The sequence below is a fragment of the Streptomyces chiangmaiensis genome (assembly GCF_036281785.1).
GTDB lineage: Bacteria > Actinomycetota > Actinomycetes > Streptomycetales > Streptomycetaceae > Streptomyces > Streptomyces chiangmaiensis.
This window is the reverse complement of record NZ_JAYWVC010000052.1, coordinates 25,928-42,455: the sequence shown is the minus strand read 5'-3', so window position 1 is coordinate 42,455 and position 16,528 is coordinate 25,928. Positions and strand designations below refer to the sequence as shown.

Here is a 16,528-nt window from a genome sequence, read left to right as displayed (position 1 = left end):
CACCCAGGTGATGACGGCGCTGCCCAAGGATGCTGCCGTCGACAGCGGCTTCAGCCCACCGACGACAGCAGGGCGCCGACGGCCGTGCCCCCCACCGTCCAGACCAGCGCCCGGCGCCGAAAGCGTCCCGCGCCGGTGCTCCTCGCGCGTGCCCGCAGAGCGGACGCCAATTCGCCGACGATCGGCCGGTAGGCGAGCTCCACCGGTCTCTCGGCGACCGCGTCCGTTTCCCGGCCCTCGGCCATGTCCCTCCCCAGTCAGGTGATCAACCGGATCCTAGAGGCTTTCTCGGCTCCTCCGGCAACCTGGTGGTGGTCGGCGCCGTAGGTCATCGAGGTTACGTACGGGGAGAGCTGGAAGCGCTGGCGGAAGTCGGTCCGGGGTGGCGGGATACGGGGTGCGGGGATCCATGAGTCATGGGGCCCCGCACCGCGGGAGGTGTGTCAGATGCCGTCGGTGGTGACGTTGCCCTGCCATACCCAGTAGCCGGTGAGCGAGCCGGCGCTGATGCGCAGCATGGGGCGGCCGTTGATGGTGGCGCGCTGGTCGAACGGGGCGTTGGAGGGGTGGTCCCATTGGACCGTCTTGGTGGTGCCGACCGTGCCGTCGGTGCCGTACTTGAAGACGTCGACGGGGGTGTTGGCGGGGAAGGTCAGGGTGCGGGCGGGTAGGTAGGTCTTGGTCCACCACTGGCCGCGCAGGAAGACGTTGGGGTAGTACTCGCCGACCCACCAGCCGCTGTAAGCGCCGGCGCTGATGCGGTAGTACACGCCGCGGCCGTGGATGCGGCGGCGCATCGTGGCGGGGGCGGCGGTGGCCCGGCTGAAGGTGACCTGCTGGGTGGCGGTCTGGGCGTCGTCCTTTGCGGGGTCGTAGGCGCCGGTGGAGGTGGTGGCGAATTGGTAGAGGGTGTGGGTGCCGGCGGCGAAGGCGATGGTGCCGCCGTTCGGCAGGTCCGCGGATACCAGGTCCGGGTAGGGGTAGTCGTCCAGGAGCTGGTCCATCTCGCGGGCGAAGGCGTAGTGGCCGGAGAACCACTGCAGTTGCATGAACAGGTCGAGGTGGTGGTGATGGTAGGAGAGTGGCGCGATGCGGTGGGTGTTGCAGTAGTAGGAGACCCAGCGGGTGTTGCGCAGCCGCGGGTAGTAGTTGTTGATCGTGGTCAGGCCGCCGTCCCACAGCTGCAGCGCCAGCGCGTTCTGGGTCTGCTGGTAGTAGTCCCACAGGCCGAACAGCGCGAAGATCATGCCGTTGAAGGTGTAGTCCGAGGTGCCCGGGGCGTCGATGGGGTATTCCTGGATCCAGAAGAAGCCCGAGCTGTCCTTGTTGACCACCCATGGGTCGGCGTCGTCGGCGCGCAGCAGTGAGGCGAATGCGCCGTCGGCCGCGGCCAGGTACTGGGTGCGCTCGGCGTCGGTGATCTCGGTGAGCTGGGCGAGCTGGATGAACAGGGATATCGCCTCGCCCTGGGCCATGCCGGAGTACCAGGGGGCGGTGTAGATGAGGCCGCTGTGCTCGTTGTGGGTGTAGTTGAAGGGGTAGGGGAAGTACCAGGCGCCGCGGGTCTCCACGCGCCGGTCGATCTGTCTTTGGGCCTGGGCCTTGGCGCGGGTGAGGAACCACGGGTCGCCGGTGGTGCGATAGGAGGCGAGGCAGCCCAGGCCGTACTGGATCTGCGTGACGGGGTGGTCGTAGAGCTTGCCGTCGCCGTTGATGAACACGTTGGGGTCGTTGTAGAACATGCGGACGCCCTGGGCGTCGACGTAGGCGCCCGCGTCGCCCTTGACGACGGGCCGGTTGCGCCACGGGCGCAGCTCCTCGGGCACGTCCACGATCTGGTAGCCGCTGGTGTTGAACTCGAACGGCAGTGTGGTGGGCACGTCGTCGGCGACGGCCTGCGGGTTGACCGTGCTGGTGGTGTAGGGGATCCGTCTGCTCGATGGTGTGATCGTGCCGCCGGTGAACTGCTCCGGCGCGGGGCCCAGGGTGGTGGTCGGCGCGGGGGTGTGCGGCAGGCTGAGCACCTGGGACATGGGTACCGCCGGGTGCGGCGCGGTGGGGTGGCCGACGGCGCCGGCGCCCAGGGCGGGGGAGGCGGCGCCCCCCACGGCGAGCGCGCCGAGTGTGGAGCCGCCGGTGAGGCGGATGAACCGGCGGCGGTCGATGTCGGTGCGTTCTTGACCTGGCACGTACAACTCCTTTGATGCAGACGGATGCAGATGCCACAGGGGGCAGGGGTGGGGAGGTCCGGGGCCGCCGCGGTTCTGTCGTGCAGGAAGCGGCGGTCCCGGAGAGATCGTGTGCCTTGTGGGTGCCGATAAATCATCCGGCCTGGTCACGCGACATGTTGATCCTGGTGGAGGGTACCGCCGAGTCGGTCTCGTCGGCGTACTTCCAGATTTCTCATCTGCACTGGCTGGTTGGTTGATTGCAGGCCGGCGAGGATTGCGCGGTCGGCGTCGGCGAAATCGGGCTTGCCGACCTGGCGTTGAAGGACGAGTAGTTGGTGCCTGAGCGCCAGAATCTCGATGTCCTTCGTTGGGCCCGGCATTGCCCGCCCTGGCAGGCCGGACAAGGCTTCGCCGGTGTTGTCCAGGAAGCACAGCAGCGGGTGGTAACCGAAGTCGCGTTCGGCGACGTTAGACGTCCTCGGCCCCCTTTACGGCAGCCTCATTGCTCCACGATGATGCGAGGGCAACGAACAACGGCATTTTGTGCAGCGGCGGAGGATCTCCCGCCAGGCCGAGCCGCTGCCAGGCCAGCCCCACCGATATCTTCAGCGCCCGTCGCGCCCGCATGATGAGCAGGACGGCAAGAGGCAGCTCGACCAGCACGGCCGAGGCGGCGCTTGCCCACACATCCTCCTTTCCCCAGCTCAGGGAAACGTCGAACCAGGCATCGCACAGGAGGAGCGTGGCTGCCACGAACGACAACGGGACCAGGACCTGCCGTCTCAGCCGCACCGCCACTCCCGCACCGGCCAGTGTCACGAGCAGCATCACGTCGAAGCCCACCCACACCCAGGGCCAGTGCCGGGCCTCAAAGCGATCCGGCAGCGACACCGCCAGGTAGATGGTCCACGGCACGAGCGCGAGCACGCACAAGCCGAGCTGCCGTAGAACCCGCCGTCGGCGGCGGAGCAGCCTGGAGCCTTCGAGTGAGAGTTCGCCGGCCGTCGTACCGGAGGGGGCAGTGGGGTTGCTCTGCTCGCTCATCATTGCCTGTTTCTGCTGACAGCTGCCGGTCCAGCGAACCGCCGCCCATGGTGAATCGCCCTGCTGTGTGCACGGCACGCGGGCAACGCGTCGACGTCCTGCTGCGCCGCGAAGACTGTTGACAGCTTTCTCATAGTACGGCGAGGTCACATCCCGGCTGGCGCACGGTGCCGCGCTGACGTAGTGCGGGCGTCGGCGAGGCCGCTCGGCGTCTCACGACGACTCGACCGCTGATCAGGAGCTGCGAGCACTGCATGTGTATCCCTGAGTAGGACCATGCCGGCGAGGTCGTCCGGGAGACAAGTGCGCATCGAACGACCGGAGGCATCCGTGGCCCGGATCGGGGCAGGGACGGACATCGGCGAGACCCACCACCACCGCGTGGTCGTCAACGCCGAAGGCGAGCGACCGCTGCGGCGCCGCGTGCTCAACGACGAGCCGGAACTGTTGGCCGGCTTTCAGTGCCGGAAAAGGACGGTGGCGCCCGCGAGCCGTTCCGAGCTCGGGGGCGCCACCTCGGCGGGGACCGGTCCTGCGTGTGTCAGCTGTGCAGGAGCCGCAGGTCGATCGCGTCGGCCATGGCCTTCATGCCCGCGTCGTTGGGGTGGATGTGGTCGCCTGAGTCGTAGGCCGGGTTGAGGGCCGCGGGGTGTGCGGGGTCGCGCATGGTCTGGTCGAAGTCGATGACGCCGTCGAAGGCACCGCTGGTGCGAATCCACTGGTTGACGCTCTGGCGGATCGTCTCGGCGGCAGGCGTGTAGTACCCGTTGCCCTCGTCGGGCATCAGGGTTGCGCCGATGACGTCGACGTGCGCGGCATGCGCCTCGTCGATCAGGGTGCGGTAGCCGTCGATGAGGTCCTGGGCGGTCAGCGGCCGGCCGTCGGGGCCGGCGTTGTTGCCGATGTCGTTGATGCCTTCGAAGAGGATCACGTCCTTGACACCTGGCTGGCCGAGGGCATCGTGCCCGAAGCGCTTGAGGGCGCTGACCCCCTGCCACAGGTTGGGGACGTCGGTGAGTACGCGGTTGCCGCCGATGCCGGCGTCGATGACACTCAGCCTCTGTGGGCCAGGCTCGGTGCCCAGCCGACGTCCAAGGAAGTCCGGCCACCGGGTGTAGGTGCTCGTGGAGGAGTGGTAGCCGTCGGTGATGGAGTCGCCGAAAGCGACGACGGTGCCCCTCGCGGTCGGCGACACCACGTCCAGTCCTGCCAGGTAGTACCACGAGGTCGTGGTGGTGCCGAACGCGGCGGAACTGTCGTCACCGGTGTGATTGCCCGAGGCGATGTAGGTCGTGTCGAATGCGTCGGAGTGCCACGTCGACGTGCCCGTCGTGCCGGGCACGTAGAGGCTGACGAGCAGGTTCTCCCCGGCGCTGACCGAGATCGGGATGACGTCGCTGACCGCCTCTTCGCCGGCGGGGATCGTGACGTGGACGGAGTTGCCGAAGGTGACGTTTCGGGTGGTACCGCGCGTCGCCTCTCCACCGCCGGCCTGGACGGCCACGTCCACGGCGCTGACCTCGAGCGGGGTGGTGCTGTACCGGTTGGACAGGGTGATGCGTGCGCCCGAACCCGCGACGCTGCTGTGCACCACCATCCGGATGGTCTGGTTGGTGAAGGACGGGCCGCCGGTCGTCATGCTGGGTGACCAGGCACTGACCCGGGTGCCCTTGGCGACCGACGCAGACGTGGCGGCGCTTGCCATGTTCGCGGTGCTCAGCGGAACGACCGCCAGGGCCATACCGGTCAGCGCGCCGACCACGGACAGCAAGGACCTGCGACTCGGTCGGCAACCCGCCGCGAGGCTTCCCTTCTTGGGGGACATCGTCAATCTCTCCACTCTTCTCGTCGTCTGCGGTGGGCTGGGCTCACCGGCTCTGGGTTGCGGTGCTGTGGGGGCGTACGAGGCGGCATCATCCCCATGTCCACCCGGCGAGGACGCGCAGCATGCTGCGGACGCCCTGAATCCCCGTCTCTGTGGGGAAGTTCGACCCGGTCCGGCTTCAGGTCACAGACGGTATTCCGGACAGGAGGACGGTCAGTCGAATGACACGTCACAAGGGGTGGGGTGTCTTCGGCGGTTGCACACACGCCGCCGATGTGGCGGTCAGGGACTGGTCCTGACCGCCACGACCAGCGCGGCGGACCCTTGCCCGCAGGGCGTCGCTACGCGGGCCGAACGGGCCCTCCGGTCACGTGTGCCGAGCCGGCCTCATCCGAGGTTGCCCAGCGTGACGGACTTACCGGGGGTGAGGCTGATCTTCCGCGAGGCGCTGCCCGCGATGACGGTTGTGTCGCGGCCGCCGACGCTCTTCAGCGTCACCTGGGTGACCTTGCCGTTCTTCCAGCTGAGGTCGGCGACGAACCCGCCGCGGACGCCTACGCCGGATACCGAGCCCGATGCCGCCCACGCCGCGGGCAGCGCGGGCAGCAACTCGACGTGGCCCGGCCGCGAATAGACCAGCATCTCGATGATCGCGGAGGGGGTGCCGAAGTTCGCGTCGATCTGGAAGATGCCGCGGCCCTGCCCCATGTCCATGATGTCGAAGAGGTTCGGCGCGCTGCCGTTGCTGCCGTTCACCGACGGCTTCAGGTTGTTGACGACGAGCTGGTAGGCCTTCTCCGCGTTCTTCAGCCGTGCCCAGCACAGGCTGCGCCAGGCGTTGGACCAGCCGTAGCTGTTCATGCCGCGGGCGGTCAGGAGGGCCGTCGTGCCGGCGAGGATGTCCTTCGGCGTGGAGTCGTCCGGGCGGATCCGGTCGCCGGGGAAGAGGCCGATGAGCGGGGAGAGGTGCCGGTGCGTCGTCTCGCCGAGGTTGTCGGGCGACATCCACTCTTCCAGCCAGCCGGTCTTGGGGCTGACCACGGGCAGATACAGGCGCTCACGCAGACCGTCGACGGTCGCGCTGTAGGAGTTGTCCTTGCCGAGTATCTGAGTTGTGGTGTGGTAGTTGCCGAACAGGTTCCACACCAGTTCCTGGGCGTAGGTGATGCCCTTGGCGTCGAGCGGACCCTGCTCGGGCGACCAGTCGCTGTCGGCGATGAGGACCTCGCGCGAGGCTCCGGAGGCGTCGGTGACCGTCGTGGTGATGAGGCGGGCCTCCCAGAACTCCACGGCGCCCTTGATGAGGGGGTATACCTTCTCGAGGTAGGCGCGGTCCTGGGTGTACTCGTAGTGCTCGAACAGGCCTTGGCAGATCCAGGCGTTGCCGGCCGGGTGCCACCACCAGCCGCCTCCGCCGTAGGGGTTGGTGGAGATGGCGACGGTCCAACCGGCGATCTTGCCGCTGGAGTTGCGATACCTGTTGGTCGGGCTGTTGAACAGCCGCTGGGTGACGTCCGTCCAGGAAGGCAACTGTGCGACGCAGTAGTCCGTGAACGCGTCGAAGCAGCCGGACAGGCCGGCGCGGTCGGCCATCCAGTAGTTCATCTGGATGTTGACGTCGGTGTGGTAGTCGCCCATCCAGTCCGGGTCGTTGCCGTCCAGCCAGGGGCCCTGCAGGCCCATCGGCAGGCTGTCCCGCGACCCGGAGATCATCAGGTAGCGACCGAACTGCAGGTAGGCGGCCTCGAGTTCCGGGTCAGGGACGTTGTCCCGGTAGCGGGCCTGTACCCGTTGCCAGGTGTCCAGCTTGAGCTGTGCGGCGGACGACGTGCCGAGGTTGATGTCCAGCTGCTCGAACACCGGGCGGAAGTCGGCGACATGGGTGTGCAGGAGGGTGCTCGCCGTGTGGCCGGCCGCGTTCAGGACCTTGGTCCGTGCCAGGCGCTCCGGGGCCAGAGACGGGTCGCGGAACCCGGCGGCCGCGTCGGGCGCGTAGTTGGTGCCGCCACTGACGACGACGGTGAGGTCCTTGCAGCCGTCGAAGGAGATCGACGTACCGCTGACGGCGACCGTGCCGTCGCTGCTGTACGCGGTGACGGCGGCGCCGTACTTCAGCCCGTTGGTCAAGGAGCCGCCGAACGAGGCGTATCGCTCGGCGCCGTCGGCGGTGGTGGACTCGCCATGGGTGCCCGCGAGGGAGACGGTACCGGTGTAGGTGCCGCTGCCCTGCTGGGAGAAGTAAAGGACGATGACGTCGTCCGGGCGGCTGGCGAAGATCTGCCGCTGGTAGGTGACGCCGGACAGATCGTACGAGGCACTGACGAGGCCCTGGGCCAGGTCGAGGGAGCGACGGTAGTTGTCGACGGACCCCAGGTCATGCCCGGGGATGTCGACGATGAGCTTGGCCAGCAGGGTGAGGGAGCCGAAGTGCTCCCGTTCGTAGGGGAACTGGCCGTCGGCGTCGAGGGTGTCGTTGAGGTCACCGGTCCACAGGGTGGCGTCGGTGATCATCAGCAGTTCGCTGGAGGGGTCGTTGCTCGCGAGCGCTCCAAGGCGCCCGTTCCCGACCGGAAGGCCCTGCTGGATCATCGAGTTGGGGGAGCCGGGAGCCTGCCACCAGAGCTGGTTCTTCGCGGCGGCGGCCGCGGACAGCAGGGGAGAGTCGGTGGGGCGGACGGGGGCCGCCGAGGCGGTGTAGGCCGGCAGACCGCCGAGGGCGGCGACCGCGCCGGCAGTGGCGGCGAGCGCGAGGAAGCCCCTGCGGCTCGGGCGGTTGTCGCGCGATTCGGTGTGCTGGATGTCCACGTTGTGCACTCCATGTCCGGGGAATGGCGCATGAGGGAACGACGGATGCGGGCCGTCGGGCGTTGTCTGAGGCGCATCAGGCGTGCGTGGGCACGCCGGACGCTGCGGGAACCGTGTCGGGCGGGGTGGTCCCGGGTGCGGGGCCCGGGTCGTGTCACTCCCGGGCCCCGCGGGATGGGTCAGACGGACTTGGGAACGTCGATCCTGTCGATGTCAGGGGAGTAGTCCCAGCCGCTGTCGAACGTGATGGTGTTGGGGCCCGCCTTCAGTGCCAACTGGACGCTGACGGTCTCGACCGTGCCCCAGTCGCCCGTGGAGGGGAATCTGAGACTGGTGCCGTTGCCGCTGTTGGAGTAGACGGTCACCGAGCGGGGGTCGCCGCTGACGTACGCGACGTTGACGGTGTAGATGCCGGCCTTCTTCACCGTGACGTCGTTGAACTGCAGCTTGCTGTCGAGGTAGAGGTTGCCGATCTTCTTGCCGCCGGAGCAGGAGTCGCATCCGGCCACGGTGGCGTTGCCGGTCAGGGTGTTGTTCGCGGACTCGGCCTCGTAGCCGGTGGTTGCCAGCGGGGCGCCGCCGGGCTTGACGGTGAACAGCCGTGAGCCGTGTGCGGGCAGCGTCGCGGTGATCTTGTTCTTGTACGTCCCGAGGTCCTGGTGGCTCCACAGGTCGCGCACGGAGGCCGCGCCGGCGAATCCGAAGGACGCCCAGTTGGCGGTGACCGAGGCGGGCGCACTGCCGAGGTTGAACAGGGCGACGGTGTAACTGCCGTCGGAGTTCTTGGTTCCCCAGACCTGCTGGTCGCCCATCGGGGTGACGGGGCGCGCGACGGGCGAGCTGTTCTGGTCGACGGCGATGACTTCCTGGTTGGTCAGCAGGGAGAGACCGTAGCTGTCCAGCTTGGTGAGGTCGTCACCGGTGAACAGCGGCGACTTGTTGATGGCCCACAGGGTCATGTAGCTCTGCCGTTCGGCGTTGGTGAGGCCGTCCATCGCCCCGTTGCCGACGTCGATCGCGTCGAGGTCGTTCCAGCCTCCCGGGCCCGCCTTGCTGCTCCATGCGGGGGCGTCGTTCCACCGATCGTTGACCGAGTTCTCCCAGCTGACCAGGGTGTCGCAGTAGCACTCGACGTCGGTGTCGATGCGCCAGCCGTTGGAGTACTTCTTCCAGTCGGCGGCGTGACCGATGTCGAGCGACCAGGAGAGCTCCAGATGCATCGGGCGCCCGCTGGCTGCGATGGCCTTGTGCCAGGCGGCCACGTCCGCAACGTTGTTGTAGTTGTCACCGGACTTGAAGGAGCCCGGGCCCACCCCGTCCAACTTCAGGAAGTCGTAACCCCAGTCCGCGAACATCTGCGCCTGCGAGTCGATGTACTTCTGCGCGCAGGGGTTGTCGAAGTTCAGCTTGTATGCGCTGTCCCAGCCGTTGGTAGTACGCAGGTCCGGGTAGACGACGTCCGCGGTGGTGCAGCCGGGGGCGTTCCAGATCGGCAGCTTGCCGTCGCCGTACCCCCCTTTCTCCAGGCCGACGGGCAGGTAGATGCCGGCCTTGAGGCCCTTGGAGTGGATGTGGTCGGCGACCGCCTTCATGCCGCGCGGGAATCGGACCGGGTCGGGCGTCTGCCGGCCGTATTGGTCGTACTCAGGCGTCCAGTTGTAGTCCATCCACCAACCGGCGTCGATGTTGACGTAGTTGTAGCCGTACTTCTTCAGCGTGTCGGCGAGGGCGTCCGCCTGCTTCAGGACGTTCGCCTCGGTGAGGTAGCTGTAGTTGCCGTCCGGGTTCAGGCCTGGGTACTTGGAGGACTGCATGCTCCAACTGGACCAGCCCATGTACGGCTTGGCCGCCATGTCCGAGGTGGCGTCCGCGGTGGCCGCAGCCGAAGTGGCGGCCGCGGCCACGGACTTGGAGGGCGCGGCCGTGGCCTGGGCGGCCGCAACCGGAACCGCCGTGACGAGCCCGGCTGTCACGGCCAGGACCAGCATCGTTCTGAGGGTACGGCGCGGGGAGCCGGTGAGGGCTCCACGCAGGGCTCTGTACGAGGATGACCGCATGGGTCGGGCCTCCTGATGGTGGGATGAGCGCAGTCGCGCGGTTGCACCCGGTGGGGGACGGGCGTTGTTCCGGGCAGGGGACGGCATTGTTCCGGGCAGGACGCCGGGGGAAGCGGCCGGGCAACCGACCGCCCGGGGCGTCGGGCCGGCGGCTCAGCCCTTGCCCGAGCTGATGGTGGGTCCGCTGATGAACTGTCGCTGCAGCGCGAAGTACACCAGCAGTGTGGGGATCGCAGTCATGAGAGGACCTGCCGCCATGACGTCGGGGTCGGTGAAGTACGCGCCCTGGAGATTGGCCGATGCCGAGGTGATCGGACGCTTGTCACCCGTCTCGATCCCCGGCGCCGAACGGCCCCTGGAGCACCGTTCTGCGGCTGGGTCTCGGGGCGGTCTGAGGGCTGCGGCTCTGCAGCGTCATGGCTACTCCTCGTACGTGTCTGATCCGATGAAGGACTGGATCGCGGTGGCCGCGGCCCCACGCGCCCACTGCTCGAAGGGCAGGGGACGTGTCATCACGTCGCATTGCGAAGCGGTACCGAAGGCCGACGCGGCGAACGCGTCCCGGATGCCCTCGGCGAAAAGGTCGTAGGCGGCCAAGCCCTCCCCGGAGATGATCACCCGCTCGGGACCGAGGAGGTTCACCAGGGAGCCGATGGCCTTGCCGATGGCTTCACCGGCCCGTGCGTAGACTTGTCGGACACCGGGGTCTCCGCTGTGGGCCAGGTCCAGCGCCTCGGCCGCAGCGGTGACGTTCTTGCCTGTGGCCTCGCGCATTCCGCGGAGTATCGCCGGGTCCGCCGCGATCGCCTCTACGCACCCCCGGTTGCCGCAGTGGCAGAGCGGGCCGAGCGGGTCGAGGGACAGATGTCCGATCTCGCCGGCCACGCCGTGCGCGCCCGACACCACCCGTCCGTGCACCACCAGGCCACAGCCGATACCGGCGCCCACGGTCACCAGGGCGAAGTTCGAGAGCCCGACTCCGGCCCCGAACCAATGCTCGGCGACCGTGAGCGCCCGCACGTCGTTGTCGACCGTGACCGGCAGCCCGGTCGCGGTCCCCACGATCTCGGCGAGCGGCACGTCCCGCCACTCCAGGAAGGGCGAGTAGCGGACCACGCCGTCCGCGCGGTCCACGTCCCCCGAGATCGCGATGCCCAGCCCCCGCACCGGTACACCGAACCCGTCGGCCTCCGTGAGCAGTTCCTGCACCAGCGCGGTGATGGCGGGGAGAACTTTCTCCGGGTCGCGGCCCTTGAGTCGTACGTGCCGGGGGATCCGGACACGGCAGCACAAGTCGGCCAGGACGGCGATGATCTCGTCGCCTGTCACCTTGATCCCGATGAACAGTGCTCTTCCCGCGTCCACCCACACCAGGCTGGCCGGACGTCCCACGGCGGGCCGCGCCCCTTCGTCCACACCCTCGACCAGGTAGCCGAGCTCCATCAGCGGACGAACCGCCTTGGTGATGGCGGCCGGGGAGAGCCTGGTCCGCCGCGCCGTCTCCGCCCGGGTGATCGGACCGTTGGAGAGCAGGGTGGTGAAGACCAGCGAAGCGGCCGGCGTCATCGCCGGGGCCGCCTCAGGGGAGGGGGTCGAGCGCATGGCCGGAAACCTAGGGTGGTTCTTTTTCGCTGTCAATGAAAGAAGCAAGCTTCTTTCAAAAGGTTTGAGTTGACCGCGATGAGCCTAGAAAACAGAGATATTTGCAATGCGTTGGCACATGATCAAAGGCAGAGTTGGCTGCGCGCTGCTCCTGTGCGGCACTCTCCGACCGTGAGGTCAACGTCTGCGATCTCCTTCGACCCCGTTGATCGTTCCCATACGGGCACGGTGGGCCGATGCATCGGTACCGCCGGAGAGGGCGGCTGTGTGAAGGCTCGCCTCTTGTCGCGTCCTGTGTCAGCGGCACCGGATAGCCTGGTAATTCGGCTACGCGACAAGGGGGTTGGCGATGGCGGGCGGTGATCACAGAGGGCTCCGGGACTGCCCCGGGAACCATGACGGGGCGCCGGAGACCGGTGCCGGTGTCCATGTCCAGAATCAACTCGAGAGCGTGATCCAGGACTTCCGTACGAGCGAACCACCGATCCCCGTGTTCGTCGTGCACGCCGAGGACGGCGCGGACGACGATGCCGCCGCCGATGTGGTGCGGCAGCTGTACGCGGGCCAGGAGGCGCATGGCACGCGGTGCGCGATGGTGCCGGACGAGTACGACGGCGATCGGAACGATCTGGAGATCAAGCGGGCCGCGACCATGGTTCGCGCCTTGAGCGATCCCAGGGTCTGGGGCGGGCCGAAGGCGGTGTACCGGCGTTACGCGTTTCCGCGGCTGCGGCTGGTGCACGCCATCGACGACGCGGTCGAGGCGCTTGGCGCCGCCGCCCCCGGCCGCCCGGGAACGGCGCGGGAACAGCGTCAGAGGCTGCTGAACCAGCTGGCCCGGCAGCGCTGGCGGCCGAAGGGCTCATCGCGCTGGCACTCGGGTCTGCCCCTGTTCGACATGGCGCACGTCTTCCCGGCGAGCCTCGTGACCGTGTTCGCGGCGCTCCTCGCCCGCACCACCTGGTGGGTGGCGTTGACGTCGGGCGTCGTCTTCCTCATGCTTCTGACGGTCCTCAACTATTTCCTGCCGGGACGGGCGCCGATCTTCCTGTGGCTGCGTCGGGAGAGTCACTGGTTCATGACCACGACCTTCCTCAAGGCCGCTGACCAGGAGGACCCGACCGAGGTGTCCCTGCTGCGTCCGGTGCGCTCCTGGAGGGCGATCGCGGCCCGGGCCTACGACGTGGCGGAGGCGCTGAGCGAGGGCGACGATTTCCACCTCCAACTGTGCGTGCTGGCGCTGCGGGAGGACCTGCGGGACAACCACCGGCGCTGGAGCTGGGACCTGCGTGGCTTCAAACGCCCGCGCCCGCCCATGCTGTTCCTGCCCCGTGCCGGCGCGGACAACGGCGGCCTCGAACTGGTTCGGGCCCTCAGCGACGTACGCAGCCGCCGCAGCGAACTCGACCCCCTGCTCGTCGTCGCTGCGGTGCGCACGGACGACGTGTCACGGCTGGAGCGCAGCGTGGTCCACACGCCGCACCCCGCGCAGCCCTCCCAGCGTGGGTTCGAGGACCGGCTGCGGACCTGGTACCGGCAGTGGGCGAGGAACCTGCGCGCCGAGCAGTCGCCCAGCCGGGAGCGGGCCGTCCTGCCCTGGGTGATGAAGATACCGCTGCCCCACGACCAGTTGGAGCCGTTGGAGCACCGCCAGACGCATCTGAGAGCGTCCGCACGTCCGGCGCTCGCCCGCGTGGTGTGGGCCCTGCACTCATTGCTCCTGGTCGTTGTCCTGCTGGCGGCGGGTGCCGTGATGCGGGCCGAGGCGCTGCACCACCGCTACTGCTCGGCGTCGGTGCTGACCGCGAACCGCGACACCAGACGTGAGCCCGCACCACCCGGCGACGGGGGGACGGAGTGCATCGGGATCGCGACGGGCAGCGTGCGGTTCGCCGACTGGCTGCCGCAGGCCGGCTCGGGCAACGGTGTCAAGGCGGTGGCCGGAACGGACGACGTGCCCTGGACCGTGGCCGACCTGGAGCAGCGCATCGTCCGGCAGAACAAGGACGTCCTTGCCCACAACGCCGACGACTACGTCACCGTGGTGTACGCCGGCCCGCTCAGCCCCGATACCGCGGACAGCTCGTCGCTCGTGAAGGGCGTCGAGGAACTGGCGGGCGTCTACCTGGCGCAGGTCGTCATCAACGACACTTACCCGGTGAAGCTGCGCGTCCTGCTCGCGAACGGCGGCGTCGATCTGAACCATCAGATTGTCATGGCCAAGGCAATCGCCGCGTACGCCGCCCATGACCCGACCGTGGTGGGTGTCGTCGGCAGCGGCCGCGACCTGAAGTCCAGCGCCACGACCACGCGCATCCTCATGCAGGCCGGACTGCCGATCGTCTCCGGCACGAACTCCGCCACCTATCTCCCCCGCGAGTACGCCAACTGGTTCAGCCTGGCCGCCCCGGACGAGTGGCAGACCGGGCAACTTGGCCTGATAGCCGCCCAGTTGCGCACCGCGGGGACGAAGCAGCATGCGCTGGTGCTGGCCCGCGACACGGCCGAGACCGACGACCGGTACACCGACGAACAGGCGCGCTACGGACAGCAGATGCTCGATGGGCTAGGCTTCACATCGCTCGAACAGCGCCGCTATCGGCTCCTCAACGGCAAGCCCGACCTCCCTCTGGAGGAGATCTGCCAGAGCGAGAACGTTCCGTCCGTGATCTACTTCGCCGGCCGGGTCGAGGACGTCGATCCCCTGATGCAGCAGTTGGGCCACGAATCGGGCTGCGCAGGAAAGGCCATCTCCGTCCTGACCGGCGACGACCTCTCCAAGGCCGACTTCCTCGACGGCAAGGACCGCGTCGCTCCCAAGGTCACGCTGTACCATGCGACCCTGGCGGAGCTGCAGAAGGCGGCACCCAGGACCTCCTTCTACGATGACACGGCGAAGTACCTGCCGGGCCTCGGCGGCCGGCGCCTGAGCTACGCGAGCCCGGCCCTGGCCAGCGGCCAGACCGCTCTGGCACACGATGCCACCCAGGCCCTGTACAAGGCGGCCACCCGCGACAACGCAGCCCAGAGCCGCGCCGCCACCTGGGTCAATCTCCGCACCGTCAAGATCGAGGGCATGGCCACCGGCACCATCGACTTCACCCACGCGCCCCTCTACGGCGACCGCACCGGCCACGGCATCGTCCTGAAGGAGGTCCGCCGCGATTCCCACGGCACCACCACGACTCGCGTCGTCTGCAGCCGTACGGCCGGCGACACCCGCCCCCTGACGGAGAAGGAGTGCGCGATCACGCATTCCGAGTGACCCAGGTTGTGAATCTGGATCCAGCGCCCCATGAGGGAGCTCATCCGCGGCATCCGAATGCCGGTCGTGACCACGTTCAGGCCACGGCATCCGACAGTGGGCGGTCGAGGCGTCCGGCGTCGACTGCTGTGCACCGTACGGAACGATGCCGGGTTGGGTCGGATAGGTCTGAACCACCTTAACTCTTGGTCTGGACCATTGACATGGGCATGCGCTGGACGTATGGAAGGCAGTGGATGGCGCATGTTCCCATTCCTTCGCGCACGAGGAAGGGCTCCACATGTTCAGACCTTGCACCCGCGGGTGGGCCCGAACCCTGACAAGGCTGTTCGCACTGTTCGCCGTGTTGCTCGGCCTGCAGGCCGGCTCGGTACACACCGCCCAGGCAGCGCCCGCCTTCAAGGTGATCGCATTCTACGACGGGACGTACGACGCGGCGCACATCAGCTTCGTCCACGAGGCCAACTCCTGGTTCCCGCAGGCCGCCGCGCAGTACGGCTTCTCGTACACCTCGACCAACGACTGGAATCAGCTGAACACCGCCAACCTGGCCAACTACCAGGTGGTGATGTTCCTCGACAACTACCCCCACACCGCCGCGCAGCAGTCCGCGTTCCAGACGTATATGAACAACGGCGGCGGCTTCCTGGGTTTCCACGTCTCGGCCTTCAACACCGACAGTGGCGACTGGCCCTGGTACCACAACACCTTGCTTGGTACGGGCACCTTCCAGACCAACACCTGGGGGCCGACTTCCGAGACGCTGAGGATCGACGACCCCGCTCACCCGGCGACGGCGGGCCTGCCGGCCACCATCACCTCCTCGGTCAGCGAGTGGTACAGCTGGCAGTACGACCTGCGGCAGAACCCGGCCATCGACATCCTCGCATCGATGAACCCCTCCACGTTTCCGGTCGGCACGGACCCCAACCAGTCCTGGTACGGCGGCTACTACCCGATCGTATGGTCCAACCGCAACTACAAGATGATCTACGCCAACTTCGGCCACAACGCCGTGGACTACTCCACCAACACCACCCTGTCCTCCACCTTCGCCAGCGCGCAGCAGAACCAGCTGCTCATCCAGGGCCTGCGCTGGCTGGGCGGACAGTCAGGCCCGATCACTCCGCCGCCCCCCACCGGGCCGATCCACGGTTACGGCGGCAAGTGTGTGGACGTCGCCGGTGCCAACAGCGCCAACGGCACGGCGGTGCAGCTGTACGACTGCAACGGCACGCCTGCGCAGAAATGGACGGTCGCCGGTGACGGCAGCCTGCGGGCACTCGGCAAGTGCATGGACGTCACCTCGGGCGGCACCGCAAACGGCACCAAGGTGCAGCTGTACGACTGCAACGGCACCGGGGCGCAGAAGTGGCTGCCGGGTACGGCCGGCGCGCTGGTGAACCCGCAGTCCGGGAAGTGTCTGGACGCCACCGGCCCCAGTTCCGCCAACGGCACACGGCTGCAGATCTGGTCGTGCACCGGCGCGGCCAATCAGAGCTGGACGCTGCCTTCCTGACCGCCTGACAGGCGCACTGCCCGCTCCGTCGTCAGCTCTCAATTCTCCGGCACGCCGGAAGGCTCCATGGCCTCGGATGCCGGTGCCTTTGTCACATCGGCGATCCGGTAGCCGATCGTGGGCGTCGTGGTGATCACCGGTGGGCTGTCGAGCTTGCGTCGGAGCCTGCCGATGGTCACTGCGACGGTGTTGGTGAACGGGGCGGCTCCCGTCCCACACCTTCTCCAGCGGCGCCTCCGT

The 16,528-nt window shown here is 68.0% G+C and carries 10 protein-coding genes; 2 read left to right on the top strand and 8 right to left on the bottom strand.

Annotation, left to right across the window (positions count from 1 at the left end; translation table 11 throughout):
• Window positions 1–50 precede the first annotated feature (50 nt).
• The 7 genes from VXC91_RS17720 to VXC91_RS17675 all read right to left on the bottom strand — a co-directional run bounded on the left by VXC91_RS17720 (window position 51) and on the right by VXC91_RS17675 (window position 11,504).
• A complete protein-coding gene (locus tag VXC91_RS17720; protein WP_329508227.1) occupies window positions 51–245 on the bottom strand; it encodes a hypothetical protein in 195 nt (64 codons plus the stop codon).
• A gap of 198 nt (window positions 246–443) precedes the next feature.
• Window positions 444–2,189, bottom strand: coding sequence for a D-glucuronyl C5-epimerase family protein (locus VXC91_RS17715; protein WP_329508226.1), 1,746 nt, complete (start codon window positions 2,187–2,189; stop codon window positions 444–446).
• Window positions 2,190–2,639: 450 nt separating this feature from the next.
• Window positions 2,640–3,218 (bottom strand): hypothetical protein, encoded by a 579-nt coding sequence (locus VXC91_RS17705; protein WP_329508225.1) that lies wholly within the window; start codon window positions 3,216–3,218, stop codon window positions 2,640–2,642.
• 538 nt (window positions 3,219–3,756) lie between these two features.
• The gene (locus VXC91_RS17695; RefSeq protein ID WP_329508224.1) at window positions 3,757–5,040 is read right to left on the bottom strand and encodes an SGNH/GDSL hydrolase family protein; all 1,284 of its coding nucleotides are present in this window, start codon (window positions 5,038–5,040) and stop codon (window positions 3,757–3,759) included.
• Between the two features lie 387 nt (window positions 5,041–5,427).
• Window positions 5,428–7,845: a glycosyl hydrolase family 95 catalytic domain-containing protein gene (locus VXC91_RS17690; protein WP_329508223.1), complete on the bottom strand. Its 2,418-nt coding sequence runs from the start codon at window positions 7,843–7,845 to the stop codon at window positions 5,428–5,430.
• 179 nt (window positions 7,846–8,024) lie between these two features.
• Window positions 8,025–9,902 carry an alpha-galactosidase D gene (locus VXC91_RS17685; RefSeq protein ID WP_329508222.1) on the bottom strand — a complete coding sequence of 626 codons (1,878 nt, stop codon included), beginning with the start codon at window positions 9,900–9,902 and terminating at the stop codon, window positions 8,025–8,027.
• Between the two features lie 420 nt (window positions 9,903–10,322).
• The gene (locus VXC91_RS17675) at window positions 10,323–11,504 is read right to left on the bottom strand and encodes an ROK family transcriptional regulator (RefSeq protein ID WP_329508221.1); all 1,182 of its coding nucleotides are present in this window, start codon (window positions 11,502–11,504) and stop codon (window positions 10,323–10,325) included.
• 349 nt (window positions 11,505–11,853) lie between these two features.
• On the opposite strand from VXC91_RS17675, the gene VXC91_RS17670 reads away from it, so the two are divergent.
• Both VXC91_RS17670 and VXC91_RS17665 read left to right on the top strand, forming a co-directional pair.
• Window positions 11,854–14,769 (top strand): ABC transporter substrate-binding protein, encoded by a 2,916-nt coding sequence (locus tag VXC91_RS17670; RefSeq protein WP_329508220.1) that lies wholly within the window; start codon window positions 11,854–11,856, stop codon window positions 14,767–14,769.
• A 280-nt stretch (window positions 14,770–15,049) separates the two neighbouring features.
• A complete protein-coding gene (locus VXC91_RS17665; RefSeq protein WP_329508219.1) occupies window positions 15,050–16,288 on the top strand; it encodes a ThuA domain-containing protein in 1,239 nt (412 codons plus the stop codon).
• A 38-nt stretch (window positions 16,289–16,326) separates the two neighbouring features.
• Here VXC91_RS17665 and VXC91_RS46995 read toward each other — a convergent pair whose 3' ends face one another.
• Entirely contained in the window at window positions 16,327–16,467 is a 141-nt protein-coding gene (locus tag VXC91_RS46995) for a helix-turn-helix domain-containing protein (protein ID WP_408057403.1), read from the bottom strand.
• Window positions 16,468–16,528: the final 61 nt, after the last annotated feature.